16 protein-coding genes and 1 pseudogene are annotated in these 18870 nt (G+C 36.8%); 1 reads left to right on the top strand and 16 read right to left on the bottom strand.

Annotation, left to right across the window (positions count from 1 at the left end; translation table 11 throughout):
* The first annotated feature begins 51 nt into the window (after nt 1–51).
* Nucleotides 52–210 carry a hypothetical protein gene (locus tag MY533_RS03155; protein ID WP_248717999.1) on the top strand — a complete coding sequence of 53 codons (159 nt, stop codon included), beginning with the start codon at nt 52–54 and terminating at the stop codon, nt 208–210.
* 147 nt (nt 211–357) lie between these two features.
* Here MY533_RS03155 and ssuE read toward each other — a convergent pair whose 3' ends face one another.
* The 16 genes and pseudogenes from ssuE to MY533_RS03075 form a co-directional block, all read right to left on the bottom strand.
* Nucleotides 358–888 carry an NADPH-dependent FMN reductase gene (gene ssuE / locus MY533_RS03150; RefSeq protein ID WP_248717998.1) on the bottom strand — a complete coding sequence of 177 codons (531 nt, stop codon included), beginning with the start codon at nt 886–888 and terminating at the stop codon, nt 358–360.
* A gap of 460 nt (nt 889–1348) precedes the next feature.
* A complete protein-coding gene (gene lpdA, locus MY533_RS03145; RefSeq protein WP_248717997.1) occupies nt 1349–2686 on the bottom strand; it encodes a dihydrolipoyl dehydrogenase in 1338 nt (445 codons plus the stop codon).
* Nucleotides 2687–3041: 355 nt separating this feature from the next.
* Nucleotides 3042–5123 carry a catalase gene (locus MY533_RS03140; RefSeq protein WP_248717996.1) on the bottom strand — a complete coding sequence of 694 codons (2082 nt, stop codon included), beginning with the start codon at nt 5121–5123 and terminating at the stop codon, nt 3042–3044.
* 284 nt (nt 5124–5407) lie between these two features.
* The gene (locus MY533_RS03135; RefSeq protein WP_248717995.1) at nt 5408–5899 is read right to left on the bottom strand and encodes a hypothetical protein; all 492 of its coding nucleotides are present in this window, start codon (nt 5897–5899) and stop codon (nt 5408–5410) included.
* Between the two features lie 2 nt (nt 5900–5901).
* Nucleotides 5902–6105 (bottom strand): helix-turn-helix transcriptional regulator, encoded by a 204-nt coding sequence (locus MY533_RS03130; protein WP_132357843.1) that lies wholly within the window; start codon nt 6103–6105, stop codon nt 5902–5904.
* Nucleotides 6106–6596: 491 nt separating this feature from the next.
* Nucleotides 6597–8093, bottom strand: a complete 1497-nt coding sequence (glpK, locus tag MY533_RS03125; RefSeq protein WP_248717994.1) for a glycerol kinase GlpK — start codon at nt 8091–8093, stop codon at nt 6597–6599.
* A gap of 104 nt (nt 8094–8197) precedes the next feature.
* Complete coding sequence (locus MY533_RS03120; protein ID WP_132357847.1) at nt 8198–9001, bottom strand: MIP/aquaporin family protein; 804 nt, start codon at nt 8999–9001, stop codon at nt 8198–8200.
* Nucleotides 9002–9157: 156 nt separating this feature from the next.
* Nucleotides 9158–9721 (bottom strand): glycerol-3-phosphate responsive antiterminator, encoded by a 564-nt coding sequence (locus tag MY533_RS03115; protein WP_142510799.1) that lies wholly within the window; start codon nt 9719–9721, stop codon nt 9158–9160.
* Between the two features lie 174 nt (nt 9722–9895).
* Complete coding sequence (locus MY533_RS03110; RefSeq protein WP_248717993.1) at nt 9896–11539, bottom strand: glycerol-3-phosphate dehydrogenase/oxidase; 1644 nt, start codon at nt 11537–11539, stop codon at nt 9896–9898.
* A 479-nt stretch (nt 11540–12018) separates the two neighbouring features.
* The gene (locus tag MY533_RS03105; protein ID WP_132357854.1) at nt 12019–12594 is read right to left on the bottom strand and encodes an RloB family protein; all 576 of its coding nucleotides are present in this window, start codon (nt 12592–12594) and stop codon (nt 12019–12021) included.
* A 90-nt stretch (nt 12595–12684) separates the two neighbouring features.
* Nucleotides 12685–13974 carry an AAA family ATPase gene (locus MY533_RS03100; RefSeq protein WP_132357856.1) on the bottom strand — a complete coding sequence of 430 codons (1290 nt, stop codon included), beginning with the start codon at nt 13972–13974 and terminating at the stop codon, nt 12685–12687.
* Nucleotides 13975–14333: 359 nt separating this feature from the next.
* Nucleotides 14334–15260: an NAD-dependent epimerase/dehydratase family protein gene (locus MY533_RS03095; protein ID WP_248717992.1), complete on the bottom strand. Its 927-nt coding sequence runs from the start codon at nt 15258–15260 to the stop codon at nt 14334–14336.
* A 143-nt stretch (nt 15261–15403) separates the two neighbouring features.
* Nucleotides 15404–15931 carry a YceI family protein gene (locus tag MY533_RS03090; RefSeq protein WP_248717991.1) on the bottom strand — a complete coding sequence of 176 codons (528 nt, stop codon included), beginning with the start codon at nt 15929–15931 and terminating at the stop codon, nt 15404–15406.
* A gap of 326 nt (nt 15932–16257) precedes the next feature.
* A complete protein-coding gene (srtB, locus tag MY533_RS03085) occupies nt 16258–17016 on the bottom strand; it encodes a class B sortase (RefSeq protein WP_248717990.1) in 759 nt (252 codons plus the stop codon).
* An 11-nt stretch (nt 17017–17027) separates the two neighbouring features.
* A complete protein-coding gene (locus MY533_RS03080; protein WP_248717989.1) occupies nt 17028–17798 on the bottom strand; it encodes an ABC transporter ATP-binding protein in 771 nt (256 codons plus the stop codon).
* Nucleotides 17767–18770, bottom strand: a pseudogene (locus tag MY533_RS03075) (FecCD family ABC transporter permease). The gene MY533_RS03080 and the pseudogene MY533_RS03075 overlap by 32 nt, the downstream one beginning before the upstream one ends.
* Nucleotides 18771–18870: the final 100 nt, after the last annotated feature.

The following is an 18870-nucleotide window of genomic DNA, read 5'->3' as shown; positions in this document are numbered from 1 at the left end:
TTTGGGAAACTTACAACTACATATTGAAAAATTGAAATGGGGGCTAAGACAATGACAACAACAACAACAGGAACTTGGTGGGAGTCTATTTTTTCTGGACCATTAGCACACGGTATTTGTGAAGAAAAATTATTGCTATTGCAAGATGAGGCATTCTTATATCTCTCTACAGCACCGAGTGAGAAAAATGAAGAACCTGAAGTTAATTAAAAATAGCGCGTTATAGGAGGTTATTTCCTATAATGCGCTATTTTTTGAACTTCATGCTCAATCCCAAAAGTTGGGGATGACATTTGTTAAACCTCATGGATGACCCCAAGAAAGTGCCTCATGTTATATTATTGAGCTACTTCATACTTAAATGGATACAATTTGCTGAAATTGTGTTAATTGTACATCAAGACGGTTAATCGCTTCTTCCTCGATAGCAAAGCTCCCATCTTCTAATCGAATAATTTGTTTATCAACAATATAAACAGAATGTGCGATCGTTGTAGCTCCTAATACAGCTAAAACTGGTTTTAATGCATATTCTAAAGCGAGTAAATGTCCAATAGAGCCACCTACAGCAATTGGTAAAATAATCTTTCCAAGCAATGCTTTTTGCGGTAGCAAATCTAAATAGGTTTTTAATATTCCTGTATATGAAGCTTTATAAATTGGCGTCAAAAGTATAATAATATCTGCCTCTTCAACTTGTTTATTTTCTGAAACGATGGCTTCACTTGCAAAATTAGCTTTAATTAAGTCCTCAGCAGGCAATTCATGTACATAATTTGTGTGTACCGCTATTCCCTGTGCTTTCAAGTGATTTTCTACCTTTTCGTGAATCGCCGTCACGCGTGAATTTCTCGAATTAGTGCCATTAATAATAACTGCTTTTGTCATATTAGCCACTCCTTATTAACAAAGATAAATGTCCTTACACCAAATGCAATATCTTTAAATGACGTAATGTAGCGCCTAAGTAACCTGTTTCCTACAGTACGTAACCATTCTCCAAAAAAAACGAAAGCCAAATCCTAATTTCATATTCCATCCTCTCCAAGTTAGAAATTCACAACATAAAGATAAAAAAGGCTTCTATGTTTACGCTCGGAGAAAATCCGTTTCGTAAAATAGAAGCCTCTAGATGTCCAGTCAACTCATTTTTTAAAACCAAGTATTCTTATAATGTTAATTTAACATAATAACATACAAAGTCAATATGTTTTTTTATTTAATGGTATTTATAACAAAATTAAACATAACGATTAGCCTGTATCACGCTTATTATAATTTGTATAAGAAATAGAAGGCGGCTAAACAGTATTGTTATGGTTTCTGGTTCGCTTAATAAAAGGTAGCATTATTGGTGAATGGCTTTGTCAAAAATAGCTTTTGCAGCATCCCCTATATGCTCTGACACTGTAGGATGTGGAAAAATCATATTTGCAAGAGTATGGGCCGTACCACCAGCATTTTTAGTAGCTAAAATAGCATTTAACATTTCTGTTGCCCCATCAGCAACAACACAAGCTCCTAAAATGCGTCCTTCTTTTTCCGTCGCAATGAGCTTTATAAAGCCCACTGTATTGCCCTCCATTAATGCCTTAGAGTTTGTATGTAAAGGCATTTTCGTCACCTTATAAGGTTCGTTAACCTGTTCTTCCAGTAATCCAAAAGTTGCAATTTCAGGATGTGTATAAACACAGCGAGGAATCAAAGCTTGATCAATTCGTGCCGGTTTATTCCCCAGAATATGGTCGACAACATAAATTCCCTCTGCACTCGCTGAATGAGCTAGCTGGAAACCACCAACTAAGTCACCTATAGCATAAATATGTGGCTGACTTGTTTCAAGATGCTCATTGACAGCAATCGATCGACCTTCGAAGGCTAAACCTAGCTGCTGGGCTATTTTTGTATTCGGGCGTCGACCCGTTGCAAACAAAAGATTTTCATATGTATAAATGCCTTTAGATGTATGAATTTCATTGCCATTAAAATGCTCAAATTGAAAATCTGTCACAAGCTCAATATTAAGCTTTTTCATCTTTTCACGAATTAGTGGTCGTGCATCTGGCTCTTCTGTCTGTAAAATATCTTCACTATGATTCAGCACCGTCACCTTTGTTCCTAGCGGTGCTAAACTAAATGCCATTTCTACTGCAATAACGCCTCCGCCTATAATTGTTAACTGCTTTGGTAGCTCTGTCATATCGAAAAAGGTATCCGTTGTATAGTAGGAAGAAGCCTCTATACCTTTAAAAGGTGGTACAAATGGTTTACTTCCCATTGCTAAAATGATATCCGTTGCAGTAAAGACCTCATCACCAACTGTTACCATTAAATCATTAGATACTGCCGCTTCTCCTCGATAAAAGGTAATTTGATTGCTCAAAATATAGCTCTCAATATTCGTTAAAAGCTCGTCAATAATAGCATCCTTACGTTTCATCAATTTTGGAAAATTCACATTTACTGTAGAAGTTTCAATACCCCAATCATTACCACGTTTTATTTCTTGAATGAGCTTACTATGCTCCAACAATATTTTCGAAGGAATACAGCCGACATTATAGCAGGCTCCTCCTACTTTATCGCGCTCTACTAAAGCGACCTTCTTGCCACTTTTTGCTGCATGAATGGCTGCTATATAGCCCCCAGGTCCTGCACCAATAATTGCAATATCAAATTTTTCCACAAAATTCACCTCATTAACCACCATAGCATTTACAAAATTCGAATGCAACGCCATGTAATTTATAGTAAATAAAGAAACATTTTGTCTACCTACTTTCTTTAAAACTCTCGATCTCATGACCAAGCTATATGGAGAAGGAGCCAATAAAGGTAACATTTAAAGTACCCATTACTAAAAAATCTCTCACTATTCTTTAAGAACAATGAGAGACTTTAATTATCAGCATTTTTACCATGATAGATGAAATATTTCATAGAAAATCTAATGCCATTGACGCGAGAAAGTATTGCTTCTTTTCCTACAGGTATTTGCTCCGCTTCACAAATATTTTCCTTTTCGCGGAAACAACGTAAAGTTAATAAATATTCCGTTCCCAAAAGCGTTGTTGAGCTATTGCTTTGACAAATTTTTTAGCGAAATCTTTGTCGCCAGTTGCTAACACAATTCCTGGCCCTACATTGGCATTAGACATATTAAAAAATGTCGTTCCTGATGTAGCTATACCAATCGGTTTGTAATGTCTATACGCTTCATTAATATAATTTACAATATGAGAATTAAACTTTGCTTGATTTTTTGCTCTTACGCCTACAACATATAACGAATCAAATAGGACCGCATCCGTAGTAATAAATGTATCACTTGCTGTTAATTGCACACCATCACTACTAGTAACAACCCCTAATCTGTCAGAAATAATACTGTATCGAACGCCCTGTCTAGTTAAATATTTTAGTATTTCGCCAACTTCATTTGCATCAAATCCATCACCTATTAGCACGCCTACCTTAAGTGTTTGGGGCATTTTTATAGTATTAGCTTGACTAAGTGCAGGTGATGCTAACGTGACATTTATTTGCTCGCCTTTTGGACGATTAACACCAACATTATCGGCCACAGTCGTTGCCATTGCTTTATCAACACGGACAAACATGTCGACTACTTGTTGGCGGACGGACTTACTTTTCACCTTCCCGACCTCAAAACTAAAGGCATCAATGATATGCTGTTTTTCAGGGGGAGACATACTATTCCAAAACAGCCTTGCCTGTGAAAAATGATCATCAAACGATTTACTACGTGCTCGTGTGATGCGTCCTTCAACCTTTTCTTCATAATGGACAAAGCCACCTTCCTTTGCCGTTGAAGTTGATGGTGTATTATTGGCCAAGGAATTTTTATGGTAGCTCACTTTTCCTAAATTAATAGTTTGACGACTAAAGCCATTGCGCTGATTGTTATGAAATGGACAAATGGGTCTGTTAATCGGGATTTCTGCAAAGTTTGGCCCTCCTAGACGTATTAGCTGTGTATCTAAATAAGAAAATAGCCGCCCCTGTAAAAGTGGATCATTTGTAAAATCTATGCCTGGCACAACATTCCCAGGGTGGAAGGCGACTTGCTCTGTTTCAGCGAAAACATTATCCACATTACGATTCAATGTCATCTTTCCAATCTTTTTAACTGGCACCATTTCCTCAGGCCACAGCTTTGTTGCATCCAAAATGTCAAAATCAAATTTAAATTCGTCCTCTGGCTCAAGCATTTGTACACCTAACTCATATTCAGGATAATCACCTATCTCAATGGATTCCCATAAATCACGTCGTTGAAAATCCGGATCCTTACCAGCAATGATTTGCGCTTCATCCCAAATGAGTGAATGAACACCTAACACAGGTTTCCAATGAAATTTTACAAACCTTGATTTTCCCTTATCATTGACGAAACGAAAAGCATGAACACCGAAGCCCTCCATCATTCGAAAACTTCTAGGTATTGCACGATCAGACATATGCCACATAATCATATGCGCAATTTCTTGATTGTTCGCTACAAAATCCCAAAACGTATCGTGAGCTGAAGCTGCTTGTGGCATTTCATTGTGAGGTTCAGGCTTTACCGCGTGAATTAAATCAGGGAACTTAATGGCATCCTGGATAAAAAAGACCGGTATATTATTACCAACTAAATCATAATTGCCCTCATCCGTGTAAAATTTCGTCGCAAAACCACGAACATCACGTGCAGTATCCATCGAACCTAAGCTTCCTACTACCGTTGAAAATCTGACAAATACAGGTGTTTTCTTATTAGGGTCCTGTAAAAAGCTTGCTTTAGTGTATTCCCCCATCGATTCATACAGCTCAAACTCTCCATGTGCCGCAAAGCCTCTCGCATGCACAACACGCTCTGGAATACGTTCATGATCAAAATGCGTTATTTTCTCTCGAAAATGAAAATCCTCCATAATTGTTGGCCCACGAACTCCAGCCTTTAATGAATTTTCATCATTCGAAACTTTTAGTCCCTGATTCGTCGTCATCTTTTGCCCTTCATTATCGACACGAAACTGCTCTAACTGCTGATCCTTTGCATTCTCCTCCAAATTTTTGCGCTGATTCGACTTAGATTTATCCACGCAATCCCCTTTCATTCCAATACTAGATAATTCTCAATATACACTATATGTTTTTATGAAATAAACATGCTTCAAGACATAGCTATAGGAAAACTTTCTCAATTTTTTCTTAATTTACGACCAAATTCGAATGCTTCTAGATGACTCATTTTTTCACCAAAATCATAGAACAACTTTATTGTCACTCAACAATTCCTAATCGATCTTTTAATTGTGATGTTCTTTTCCTTTGCACTATAAAAATACCCCTTTAGATAACCATATCTAAAGGGGTATAAAGGTACGACTTTATTTCACATCTAGGGAGTTAACTCGGAATCTTCTCCCATTGGTTTAAGTGCAGTAAAAAGTCCAATTAAATTAGGTGGTATACTATATAATAAAAACTTCCAGTTATTCGTCATGATCGTGATAATCGTAAAAACAATAATAGACGTAACAATGACGATTATACCAAGCTTCACACGGGAGGGCTGCAACGTGACTGTACTGGACATACTGATGGACAAAACAATCCCAATTACTCCCCAGCTCCCTAGGTGTGTTAAAAGAAGGATACCTAAAACCATTGCGTTGCTTAATTCAATCCCAAACATAATTAAAGAAAAGAGAACATAAATTGCTCCTAATGTCACATACCATGAATAGGATTTTGCATTTTGCCAAATATGATAGTATAGCTCATCTAAACCTCTGTTTTCTCTAGCTTTTTTCCGTCCAAACCACCAGCCAAGGATTCCACAAATTATTCCTCCATACAATCCAATAATACCCCCGATAGAAACTTCCATAATTACATTCTCCCCTCTTCGAAAATAAACACTTCTTCAATCGTGCAATTGAAAGCTTTTGATATGTTATAGGCAAGCTCAATAGATGGATTGAATTTCCCTGATTCAATTGCAATGATCGATTGTCGTGAGACTCCAACTTGTTTCGACAATTCCTCCTGCGTAATCTTCTTCGATTTTCGTAATTCGCGAATTCTGTTTTTCATAAAGCCTCCTTTAAAAATGTAAAGTGAACTGTACATTTGTTGATAAGTAAAGTTTACTTTACATATCTTGAAGTGTCAAGTTTACTTTACAATTTAATTACTAGGAGATATATGGAATACATACAAAAGGAGGGACCATCACAAAACGTGTGGTTGATTTCCGTTCTGATGGATGCTTTGTTGCTGTCGCTTCGCTTTCGCACAGAAAACATTTGTTGCTGTCGCTTCGCTTTCGCACAGAAAACATTCGTTGCTGTCGCTTCGCTTTCGCACAGAAAACATTTGTTGCTGACGTTTTACCAAAAGTCATCCACAACTTTTATTGATGAACCAAAAGGGGTCAAGAACTCAAAATATGTAAGTACAAATATAAGTGCAGACCTAAAAACCTTGATCGGCAAGCAAAGTGATCCTAGTTAGATTTTTGTCTAACAACTGGATTCGCTTCAAATTTGCCTATCAAGGTTTTTTTTCACTATTCAGCTATATGTTTATTTAAATGCTTGAGCAGCTGCAACAGCTTTTTTCCAGCCTGCATAGATTTCTTCACGATGTGAGTCATCCATATTAGGTGTGAATTGACGATCTAAATTCCAATACTCACTAATTTCATCTGGTGATTTCCAGAAGCCAACTGCTAAACCTGCTAAATACGCAGCACCTAAAGCTGTTGTTTCGTTAATAACCGGACGATCGACAGGAACGTTTAATAAATCCGATTGGAATTGCATTAAGAAATTGTTTGCGACTGCACCACCATCTACACGTAATTTCGTTAGTGGGATATTGGCATCCGCTTCCATTGCACCAAGTACGTCTTTAGTTTGATACGCTAACGATTCTAATGTTGCACGTACAAAATGTTCTTTAGAAGTACCGCGCGTTAAACCGAAAACTGCACCCCGTACATCTGAGTCCCAATAAGGTGTACCTAGACCAACGAATGCAGGAACTACATAAACGCCGTCAGTCGACTTTACACGTGCAGCATATTGTTCAGATTCTGAAGCAGAACGGAACATTCGTAAGCCGTCACGTAACCATTGAATAGCAGAGCCAGCTACGAAAATACTTCCTTCTAAAGCGTAAGTAACCTTACCATTTAAGCCCCATGCAAGCGTAGTTAATAAGCCATTCTCTGATTTTACTGCCTTTTCACCAGTATTCATCAACATAAAGCAGCCCGTACCGTAAGTGTTTTTAACCATACCTTCTTCAAAACAGGCCTGACCGAATAGAGCCGCTTGTTGATCGCCCGCAGCCCCTGCAATTGGAACAGCAGAACCAAAGAACAGCGCTTCCTCCGTATATCCATACACCTCAGAAGAAGGACGAACCTCAGGAAGCATAGAAGCTGGAACACCTAAAATGTCTAAAATTTCTTCATCCCATTTTAAATCATAAATATTGTACATTAACGTACGAGAAGCATTTGAATAATCTGTAACATGGACTTTACCACCTGTTAACTTCCATATTAACCACGTATCAATTGTACCGAATAATAAATCGCCTGCTTCTGCTTTTTCACGAGCACCTTCAACATTGTCTAAAATCCATTTTACTTTTGTACCTGAGAAGTATGCATCGACTAATAAACCTGTTTTATCACGGAATAAATCATTGTAACCGTTTTCTTTCAATTCCTCACAAATAGCGTTCGTTTGGCGTGATTGCCAGACAATCGCATTATAAATTGGTTTCCCTGAATGTTTATCCCAAACAACAGTTGTTTCGCGTTGGTTTGTAATACCGATCCCAGCAATTTGATTTGATTCAATATTTTTTGCAGAGAGCACTGTAGCGATACAAGAAAGAATAGAAGACCAAATTTCTTCTGCATGATGTTCAACCCATCCGGATTGTGGGAAATACTGCGGGAATTCTTGTTGTGCAACGTGGAGAATGCTCCCTTTTTCATCAAACAAAATAGCACGTGAGCTTGTTGTACCTTGGTCCAAAGCTAAAATATATTTTTTTTCTGACATCGGACATACCTCCAATAATTTTTTAATTTCTTTCAGCAAATGTTTTCTGTAGCGAAAGCGAAGCGACAGCTACAAATGTTTTATTATGCCGAGGCATAATTAATTTACTCTTCACTTTTAACATTTTTCACTGTCATTTGAGCACTGATAAAAATAATAACTACAATAATAGCAAATACCCAAAATGTGATACTATTTTTCCCCTCAAAAATTTGTTGGAAGAATAGAGCACCAAAAGTACCACCGATAATTGGACCTACAACTGGAATCCATGCATATGACCATCCAGAGTCACGTTTACCTGGGATTGGTAAGAAAAAGTGAGCTATACGTGGGCCTAGGTCACGTGCAGGATTAATTGCATAACCAGTAGGACCGCCTAATGCCATCCCGATGACTACAATTAGCATACCAACTAGAAATGGATTTAAACCATCCGTAATTGAATTTGTTCCCAATGCTAGAATACCTAAAACAAGTATAAACGTACCAATCATTTCTGAGATTAGATTTGATAATGGATGTTTAATAGCAGGCATTGTAGAAAATACAGCCAGTTTCGCTTCCGGATCTTTCGTACCTTTCCAATGTGGTAGATACATAAAATAAACGAGTATCCCCCCTAAAAATGCACCAATCAATTGTGCAGCAATGTAAGAAGGTACGTCTTCCCACGGGAAATTACCAATTGTAGCAAGCGCGATCGTTAAAGCAGGATTTAAATGTGCCCCGCTAATACCACCAACAGCATATGCAGCCATAGCCACAGCTAGACCCCAAGCAAATGTAATTACTACCCATCCACCGCCAAAGCCTTTCGATTTGTGCAGTGATACACCTGCAACAACGCCACCACCGAATAAAATAAGAATCATCGTGCCGACAAGTTCAGCTGTAAATGTTGACATACAAGAAGCCCCCCTTTGTAATAGTGCACTTAGTAAAAAAATAAACCCACACTTAAACAAACTGCACGTTATAATGCAGATGATTAAATGTGGGTTCCTTTTCCTAACCACGCGCTTTTTAACTTATGTACATTGTAGAGAAAATAATATACATAGTCAACAATATTTTTGGAAATTTTCCCACAAGTTCTTATTTGATGTTGTAATAGCTACTGCTCCAGCTGATAACGCTTCCTCTATGCTTTCAACAGTGCGAACTAGTCCACCTGTAATAACAGGAATCTTCGTTCGCTGGTGTACCTCTGAAATCATTGAAGGAATGATGCCTGGTAATAATTCAATATAATCAGGCTTCGCTGATTCAATCATTGAAAAGCTTTTTTCTAGTGCAATCGTATCAATTAAAAAGACGCGCTGAATGGCAATAATCCCACGAGATTTTGCTTTTATTAACATATTAGATCGAGTGGAAATTATACCTGCTGGACGGATATCATTACATAAAAAATCTGCAGCAAAGTTATCCGTTTTTAAGCCATGAATTAAGTCTGCATGAATAATTAATTTTTTACCGTTACGATCTGCCTCTCGCTTTATTGACATGAGCAAACTAATATGCACTTCTAATAGCACAATGTATTCGAATCGACTATTTAATATTTCATCAAATTGCTTAACCGTACGCGCAGCGGGAATAATTTGTTGATTATTAAAATTCATTTGATTTCCCCTTTATATCAATTATGCCTCATAATTGCGTTTAGAATCGTTTTTTGCTTGTACAAAGCCGATTCTGCGACATCCGCCAGAGGCTAACTTTTTTAAGCGGGTGTTGGACAAGCACTTAAAGAAGTTAAAAAAGTCAGGTCGCCATAAAGACGACCTTCCTTTTTATTATAATGCAGTTGTAGCTCTTGTTATTTCTAAATTTAAATCTTTTTCATATTGTGTACGTTGTTCAGTAGACCAATGTAATTGTTTTGCCATTTCATCTAATACTGCATCTTTATATTGTATAACAAGTGCGATATTAAAGAACATATAGGCTGTGCGACGAATCATAAAGTCGTTTGGATGAACAACCATTTCATGATGGATACCATACATTAGTTGAGCATATAACCCTTGAGGTAAAACAGGATGCTGTTCTTTAGCATATTCAAAAACAGTGTCCACATTAGAACCGTAATGATGCGCTAAATGTTTTGCTTCCTCTTCTGATAATCCGATATCAACACCCATTTTTGTGCGTTTCGCCACGAAGGCATGTAAGTTTTGAGAGCCTCCGACATCTCCACCGGAAATATGAATCTGCTTTGTATAACATGGTTTTGATGCAATGCCAAATCGTTGTTCTAAATCTTGTGCAATCTTATTTAAAACTGTTTCAGCCATTTTACGATAACCTGTTAATTTACCGCCAGCGATTGTCACAAGACCTGACTGAGATTCCCATACTTCGTCCTTACGAGAAATTTCAGATGGATTTTTACCTTCTTCATGAATTAATGGGCGAACACCTGCCCAGCTTGATTCGATATCTGAATCAGTGACGTTAACTTTTGGAAACATATAATGAATTGCTTTCATAATATAATCACGGTCTTCTTGATGGATATTCATTTCACGGGCATCACCTTCGTAAAATGTATCTGTCGTTCCAACATACGTTTTCCCATTTCGAGGAATCGCAAACACCATACGACCATCAGGTGTATCAAAATAGACAGCTTGACGTAATGGGAATTTAGATTCATCAAAAACGATGTGCACACCTTTTGATAAAATTAAGTGCTTACCATTTTGTTGTCCTTCGATATTACGAACCTCATCTACCCATGGACCAGCAGCATTGACAACTTTTTTTGCGCGAATATTAAACGTGCTATGGGCAATCAAATCTTGTGCTACAATACCATCAATTTTCTTTTGGTCATTGTATAAAAAGTTTTCTGCCTTTGTATAGTTAATGAGTGTAGCACCTTTTTCAATGGCAGCTTTGGCAACTTCGACTGTCAGACGTGCATCATCTGTACGATATTCCACATATACACCACCACCGCGTAAGTCCTCACCTTTGACCAAAGGTTCTTTTTCCATTGTTTTTGCAGCATTTAACATATATCGACGCTCAGAACGTTTAACCCCTGCTAAAAAATCATAGACGCGTAAGCCAATATTCGTTGAGAATTTACCGAATGTGCCACCTTTATGGAATGGTAGTAGCATCCAAACAGGCGTTGTTACATGCGGTCCATTTTCATAAACGATCGCACGCTCTTTTCCTAAATCTGCAACCTCTTTTATTTCAAATTGTTTTAAATAACGAAGTCCACCATGCACTAATTTTGTTGAACGACTAGAAGTACCAGCGGCGAAGTCTTGCATTTCAACTAACGCTACAGATAGACCACGAGCAATTGCATCAAGTGCGATACCACAACCTGTAATTCCACCACCGATAACCAATAAATCGTATTCTTTACTTTGTAATTCTTCAATCGTTTGTTGACGTTGTATTGCTGAAGCTGTGCTCATAATGAAATTCCTCCTTATTTAAAGCGAAAAAAGAGACCATTAAAAGCACATGTACAAATGTACATATGTTTTTAATGGTCTCTCAATCGCTCAAACCTAGTATATTAACTTAATTTCATTGTAGTCTTTTTAGAAAGAAAAGGCAAGGTAGATCGTCTGGAAAAATTACGAATACAACATACACTTTTCAATCATTTATAGGTTTAAAATCGCGTCATATGTACAGTTCAATTGTCATGGCCTCTGATATTATTCCCAAATATAAAAAATTTATTTACATGTTTGAGTGGAACTAAAAAAGTTCCACTCCAATCAACTTAATATATGTCGTACTTTTAATAATTGTTATCCCACCTTTCGAGAAATAAAAAAAGCAGGCTCTCCATTGAAAACCTACTAATTGGCATATAATTTAGCTGTCGCTTTGCTTTCGCTACGGTCTGTGCTTGCACAAAGAACGACTTTTTTGCTGAAAGAAGTTAAAATATGTATTTTATCATTTCATGTATATTGCAATAAGGATTGTCACGGCTTTCCGTCTTACGAAGTGACATCATATCCGTGCAATTTTTAATAGCGACCTCATGACGAAGTGCGATCGGTGCAATGACTGACTCATCTGCTTTATGACGAAAATAACGTGTTACCCCAAGATGCTGCTCCATTTTGTCATTTAATACGGCACGAGGATACTTTTCAGATAGATCGACTTCTTCAAAATGCAACAATAGCCATAATTCAAATGCTTCATTTGAATAGGCAATATGAATACTATTCTCCTCACAAAAGTCATTAACTTCCTCTAATTGCTTTTCAGTTAGATCATCTTTATCAAAAACAATCCAAACCTCATCAAAATATTGGTAGCTTGAATCTCGATAGGCATGCTGGGCTAGCTTAATAGCCGAACGCTTGACGTTTTTTATTTTGACACTTACCATTTTTGAGCGCTTTAAAATACGCATTTGCTCAAAATAAATACGTTCGGTTTCACCTTCACAATAAATTAAAACTGTTTTACGCAGTGTTCGATTCCCTTGTTGACGCACTCTCACTGCTCAAATACCTCCACTTCCTATTAATTATACCCTGGCATAATTGCAGATAAATGCCACAGGACGATGGCGTTCTTAGACTGAGTTCCTCTATTTCGGCGGCTGTTTGGATAAGCCCTCCAAAGAAGTTAAATATTGATTTGATAAATATTCATTAATAACCGGTGTAGCCCCAAATTCTCCTTTTAAGTAACGCTTAGCATAAGAAATATCCCCACGTTTCTTCTGTAAATCTGCAAAATCAAATAAGGAGTATAACTCGGATTCATTTTTAAAGCTTTTATTTACAAACCATATTTGGTCGGAACGTAGTGGCTGATCTAATAAATCAATTTCATGACTTGTGACAACAAATTGATTCGTAACATTACGCTTGCTGTTCATAATGGCCATTAAAAATTCGCAGATGGACACATGAAATGCTGTGTCAAATTCATCTATAAAGATTGTCTTCCCTTTATTGTATGCATCGACCATGACACATGCTAAATGCAGCATACGGACCGTCCCCTTTGAATCCATCGTCCAATTGATCGTTTCTGTCCCGATTGGCGCGCCTACTTCATCGAACGATAAATAGTGCAAATCGATATCCACTTCTTGTATAACTTCTGTAGTGTCAAAATCATAGCCAATAGTATTTTTCTCTCTGCGCTCAACCCGTCTTGCCGTTACATCTTGAATAGAAAAGTCTGCAATCTTTAGTATCTTTATAACCTCTTTCTTAAAGGGCTCCTCTTCAAGTTTACGAATAAGTGGATGACTTGATAACCGATTTGTTTCATCTAAAAATAGTACTTTATGTAAAAACCAATCAAATATTTTCGTAGCATCTCGGTCATTAAAGACATTTAATACCGATAAGAAAGCTGTATTATCACGCGTATATTTTGTCAATTCTAGCGTAGTACCATTGACAGCTTCATACAAATATTCTGTACCATCCCATCGTCTATTAAAAAGCTCCATTTTTAGAGACTTTGTCGTTTTAGTTAGACCTTCATAAAGAACCTGTGATGCATTATACTGTACCTCATAATCGTACAATACCCCATCTAGTAATAACGAAATCATAAATTCTGTCGGTTGTTCTTGCTGACTTCCTAATTTAAACGGCTGGTAGGGCAAGCGAAGTTGTTTAACATTATTAAGATTTTCAAAGTTAAATAATAAAGATCGTAAAATTTTAATTGCCGTGAATAAGTTTGATTTACCACTTCCATTTGGTCCGAAAATAAAGGCACTTTTTACAAGGTGAAATGAGTCACATTTCATCGTATGTGTCTCCTTTAATTTTCGAATACGGCTTCCCGCCACCATTGAAAATAGGGTTTCATCCTTATAACTTAAACAATTTTTCACTCTAAAATCTACTAGCATTTGTAGGCCCCCGTTCCATCCCATAGCACTCCTTTAATTATACTATAGGCGTAAAAAATCACCTATTACTCCGCGAATACCAATAATACGATGTACTGATGAACGCTTACTTTCCGTCTCCTTAAAAATATAAAAAGACGATTTCCCTTTTAGGGTAAATCGTCAAAAAATACACTGATCATCACCTACATATTTTGAGCTCATCCCCAATGGAAGTCACCCATATAATAAAAACTGAAGTTGTACCGATAAATCTTCAGGTATAATGAATTCATTCACTAACGTGGGATTGATTTCCGCTTCGCTGGTCTCCATGGAGTCACCTAGTCCCCACTCAAATCACCTTATTTATAATTTAATTAAATTTCCACTATCTTTTCATTTTGTAAAGCTTGCAATGTACGCTCTATGCCTTCCGCAAAAGTAGTTTTTGGTCTCCACCCTATCGCCTTTGCCAACTTAGCGTTATTTAAAAATGAATGCTCAATATCTCCCTCTCTCGCAGGTGCATATTGAATTTCTAAAGGATGATTTAAATGCTGTAATAATAAAATAACTTGATGAATCGACCATGCCTCATTCGTTGATACATTATAAATGCCTTGTAATCTAGCCTGTACACCAGCATAAATAGCATCCGCAATGTCATCTACATATATGAAATCTCGTGTTTGTTCTCCATCCCCATAAATCGTAAAGGGTTTTCCTTCTATACTGCTTTTTAACATGCTAGGAATAACTGCCATTTCCCCCCGCATACATTGCCTTGGACCGAATACATTAGCAAATCTATAAATTAATGTTGGTAAACGATAATCTCTTTGCCATTTTTCACAGTATGTCTCACCAATACTTTTGTTTAATCCATACATCGAAATCGGCTCACTAACATCTGTTTCTTCTAATGGTGGATAGTGACTATCACCATAAACAGCTGCTGACGAGGCAAAAACGAAATGCTTTACTTTATATTTTGACGATAAAAAGAGCATCTGACTAAGCCCTACAATATTCGTTAAAACATCCTTCACTGGCTCTTGCACCGATTTTTGAACACTCGTTTGTGCTGCGCAATGAATGACCACATCAAATGATGTTTCTTTAAAAAGATGCTCACAAACCTCATCTTCCACATTCAAAAGATAAGATTTATGATCAAAGTCGATATTGCGTAAATGACCGGTACTTAAATTATCAATAATATAAACATTTGCATCCTCTTGAAAAAAACGCCTAGCCACTGCACTACCAATAAAACCATAACCACCTGTCACTAATACATTCATCCCATCGCCCCCAAAAACAATATGATGTTTTATATGCAGTAATTACTAAAATTATGCAAGCAACTTGTTTGTTATGTTATTTTCTGGCAATGTTTTATTATAAAAAAACGTGCCCGATATGAAATCGAGCACATTTTACAAAATTAAGCTGGGTTTACTTCCAGTTCAACTGTAATTTTGATGTCTTTCCCAACTAGAACACCGCCAGTTTCCAAGGCTGCATTCCAAGTTAAGCCAAAATCTTCACGATTGATGGATGTTGTAGATTCAAAGCCATAAACTTCTTGGCCCCATGGATTTGTACCTTTACCATTAAATTCAGTATCAAATGTTACTGATTTCGTTACGTCTTTAATTGTTAAATCACCTGTAACCGCATATTCATCATTTGATTTTTTTGCAATGTTTGTAGATTTAAATGTAATTGTCGGATATTTTTCAGTATCAAAGAAGTCTGCTGCTTTTAAGTGATTATCACGATCTTCACTACGTGTATTGATGCTAGCTGGATCAATTGTAAAGCTAATGCTTGCTGTTGTTAAATCTGCAAGATCTGCCGCTTCAATATCCGCTGAATAAGTATCGAATACACCTTTTACTTTTGATACCATCATGTGTTTTACTTGAAAGTTAATTGCTGAGTGTCCTAAATCAATGTTCCATTTTGCCATTATAAATTCCTCCAATTGGGTTGTTTTTATCTCGAATTCGAGATATATTATAAAATATGAAGTAACTACTTAAATTATGTTTACGATTAAACATTTGTAGTTACTTCTGTTGCATCCTAGTTAACAGTAGTTACGAAAAGTAATTGATTACTTTCTGTAACTTACTATATATTAATAATTTACTTACGTCAAGTTATTTTTAAAAATTTTTGACCAAGGCATTTTCAGAAACTACCTGAGCGATTTCTCCGTTTAGAAAATTACTCCAACTACTTTCTTTAAATAAAAAAGAAGCTTCCCAATGAAATGGGGAAATTCCTTATCTATCAGCGTTTCACTAATTTACCTTGGACGACAAAACGATAGTCGTCACTCATGACAGAATCCTTACAAGTGGATAGTGTAAGAATTTTGTCTTCCGGTCCAAGCTCTATATTCATTTCGATTGAAGAGCGTGCTTGAATGTCGTCTAAAAATTTTAAGTAAATATCATTGCTCTTAAACTCTGTTTCAATATAATAAAAATCAATGGTGGTTTCATATGCTGCAAAAATTTCAACGTTATAACCTTCATACAGTGTATCTAAATAAATGATAGGATGCTCGTTTGCATATTGCTGATTTAAGTAATTTTTAAGACTCCCAAACATCGTACTATTCTTCATGGCATGGCCGTATAAAATAGTATTTTGGTTTATATTTTGCACATTATTACGATAGTCCATAAATACACTGCCTGCACGACTTTCTCGATCTTTATAATTATGATTTAAATAAAAATCATTATTTTCAGCTTGTAAAATTGGATTATTGAGCTTTGTCCCGTCTGCAGAAATCCATCCAACAATATTATTATTTACAGTGAGTAAATCATTGAATTGTGGACGGATTGTAAATGGTGTTGATGAGATTTCATCTGGTTTATCTTCTAAAGAAGCCAATGTTGATTGGTAAATCGTTTGTACTTCTTCCAATGATTTTGAAGTCTCATAGTACGTGTATAAGTACTTGGCTAATGCAAAGCCTGAGTATAAGAATATCGCTAAATATATAAATGTTAAAAACTTAGATGCCCATATTTTCATCGTATCACCAGTTATATTGCAAGGGGTACCATGTAAAATCCAAACTGCTCATCCTCATTGAAAATGGCTTCGACCCCATAGACTTCTTTAATAACTTCCCTTGTAATAACGTTACGTGGTGCTCCTTCGGCTATTATTTGTCCAGCTTTCATCAGAATAATTTGATCGCTATAGCGTATCGCCTGATTGATATCGTGATGCACCATAACAATTGTTAAGCCATATTCCTCATTTAATGCCTTTACAAGCTCCAATAACTCAATTTGATAATAAATATCCAAATAGGTTGTCGGCTCATCCAAACATAAAATTTCAGATTGCTGTGCTAAAGCCATTGCAATCCACACTCGCTGACGTTCCCCACCTGATAAAGCCTCTAAATTGTTTTCTCGTTTTTCCAACAAATTCGTGCAAGCAAGTGCCCATTCAATAGCTTTGACATCTTCCTCATGATTTCTTTTTAGCATTGAATGATGTGGTAGACGTCCAAAGCTCACTAGCTTTTCTACTGTTAAATCCTTCGGTACATCATTTTGTTGATAGACAATTGCTAGTTTTTTTGCAAATTCTTTTGGCTTGTAGTGCACCAAATCCTTGCTTTCTAACGATACGTTCCCCGATTTCGGCATATTGTTGCGGGTCATAACATTTAATAATGTTGATTTTCCACAGCCATTTGGACCGATAATCGTTGTGATTTTGCCCTTTTGAATTATCGTCGATACACCGTCTAAATGATTTCGAGTATTATCATGCGATACAATAATATCTTGTATTTCCATGTCTCCTCACTCTTTTCGTAATAGGAATATTAAAAATGGTCCACCGATAATCGCCATAATGGTTGATGCTGGAATTTCAAGTGGTACAGCAATTGTGCGACCAATCGTATCTGCCACTAATATTAGTAAAGCGCCAGCTAATGCTGTAAAAGGTATGAGCACCTTATGATCGTGTCCAACAATACGACGAGAAATATGTGGTACTAACAGACCGACGAACGAGATAACTCCTGCTACAACAACAGAAACAGCTGATAATAGTACCGCAACAGCGGCTATTGCTAGACGAGCACGAGCTATAGGAAAGCCTAGACTTTTTGCTGTTTTGTCTTGTAATACGAGGAGATTACACCAACTATATAATGCAAAGGAGGCTATTAATCCGACAGTACCATAAGTAACAATTGTTGATACGTCCTTCCACGTACGCATCGTTAAGTTTGAGCCTACAACGCTGGAAGCTGAAGTATTCAATGAACCACCTAAACTAATGAAAGCCTCTGTTAACCCAGTGAACATTGCATTAATAGCGATTCCGACTAAAATAAGTTTCAATGGACTTAAGCCTGACTTCCATGACAACGCAAAGACGAGTGCGCAGGCAAATGCCCCGCCCATAAATGCTAATATAGGTGTCATAAAAAATAATGCTGGAAAGAAGGAAATAATAAAGAGCTGGACAAATGCCGCTCCTGAAGATATACCAATAACCCCGGCATCCGCTAATGGGTTACGCATAACTGATTGTAATAGTACCCCTGAAACGGAAAGTGCTGCACCAGCAAACAACGCAACAATGATTCGTGGAAATCGTAAATCTCGGATAGCCTCCATTTGACTATTTCCTTCATCAAATAATGCACCTATAAATTCAAAAAAGCCCATTTTAATGCTACCTGTCGTTGCGGCATAAACTGCTGAGACAAGTAATAATACAATTACAATTGAAAAGCTTACAATTTTTTTTGTCATACCGGACTTCCTTTTTCTTTTCAAATTCCATCATGTTACATGCACATTCACAACTTTTCCAATTATTCCTTCCTCGACATAGGCTTAATAGAAATATTAG

The organism is Lysinibacillus sp. Ag94, assembly GCF_023242215.1.
Lineage (GTDB): Bacteria > Bacillota > Bacilli > Bacillales_A > Planococcaceae > Lysinibacillus.
The sequence above is the reverse complement of the archived record's forward strand: the minus strand, read 5'-3'. Positions and strand labels throughout refer to the sequence as shown.

Bases quoted from the DNA above. Each gene is read 5' to 3' on its own strand.
- MY533_RS03155 (WP_248717999.1), top strand. From the start codon at position 52: ATGACAACAACAACAACAGGAACTTGGTGGGAGTCTATTTTTTCTGGA.
- ssuE (WP_248717998.1), bottom strand. From the start codon at position 888: ATGACAAAAGCAGTTATTATTAATGGCACTAATTCGAGAAATTCACGC.
- MY533_RS03140 (WP_248717996.1), bottom strand. From the start codon at position 5,123: ATGAAAGGGGATTGCGTGGATAAATCTAAGTCGAATCAGCGCAAAAAT.
- MY533_RS03135 (WP_248717995.1), bottom strand. From the start codon at position 5,899: ATGGAAGTTTCTATCGGGGGTATTATTGGATTGTATGGAGGAATAATT.
- MY533_RS03130 (WP_132357843.1), bottom strand. From the start codon at position 6,105: ATGAAAAACAGAATTCGCGAATTACGAAAATCGAAGAAGATTACGCAG.
- glpK (WP_248717994.1), bottom strand. From the start codon at position 8,093: ATGTCAGAAAAAAAATATATTTTAGCTTTGGACCAAGGTACAACAAGC.
- MY533_RS03120 (WP_132357847.1), bottom strand. From the start codon at position 9,001: ATGTCAACATTTACAGCTGAACTTGTCGGCACGATGATTCTTATTTTA.
- MY533_RS03115 (WP_142510799.1), bottom strand. From the start codon at position 9,721: ATGAATTTTAATAATCAACAAATTATTCCCGCTGCGCGTACGGTTAAG.
- MY533_RS03110 (WP_248717993.1), bottom strand. From the start codon at position 11,539: ATGAGCACAGCTTCAGCAATACAACGTCAACAAACGATTGAAGAATTA.
- MY533_RS03100 (WP_132357856.1), bottom strand. From the start codon at position 13,974: ATGCTAGTAGATTTTAGAGTGAAAAATTGTTTAAGTTATAAGGATGAA.
- MY533_RS03095 (WP_248717992.1), bottom strand. From the start codon at position 15,260: ATGAATGTATTAGTGACAGGTGGTTATGGTTTTATTGGTAGTGCAGTG.
- MY533_RS03090 (WP_248717991.1), bottom strand. From the start codon at position 15,931: ATGGCAAAATGGAACATTGATTTAGGACACTCAGCAATTAACTTTCAA.
- srtB (WP_248717990.1), bottom strand. From the start codon at position 17,016: ATGAAAATATGGGCATCTAAGTTTTTAACATTTATATATTTAGCGATA.
- MY533_RS03080 (WP_248717989.1), bottom strand. From the start codon at position 17,798: ATGGAAATACAAGATATTATTGTATCGCATGATAATACTCGAAATCAT.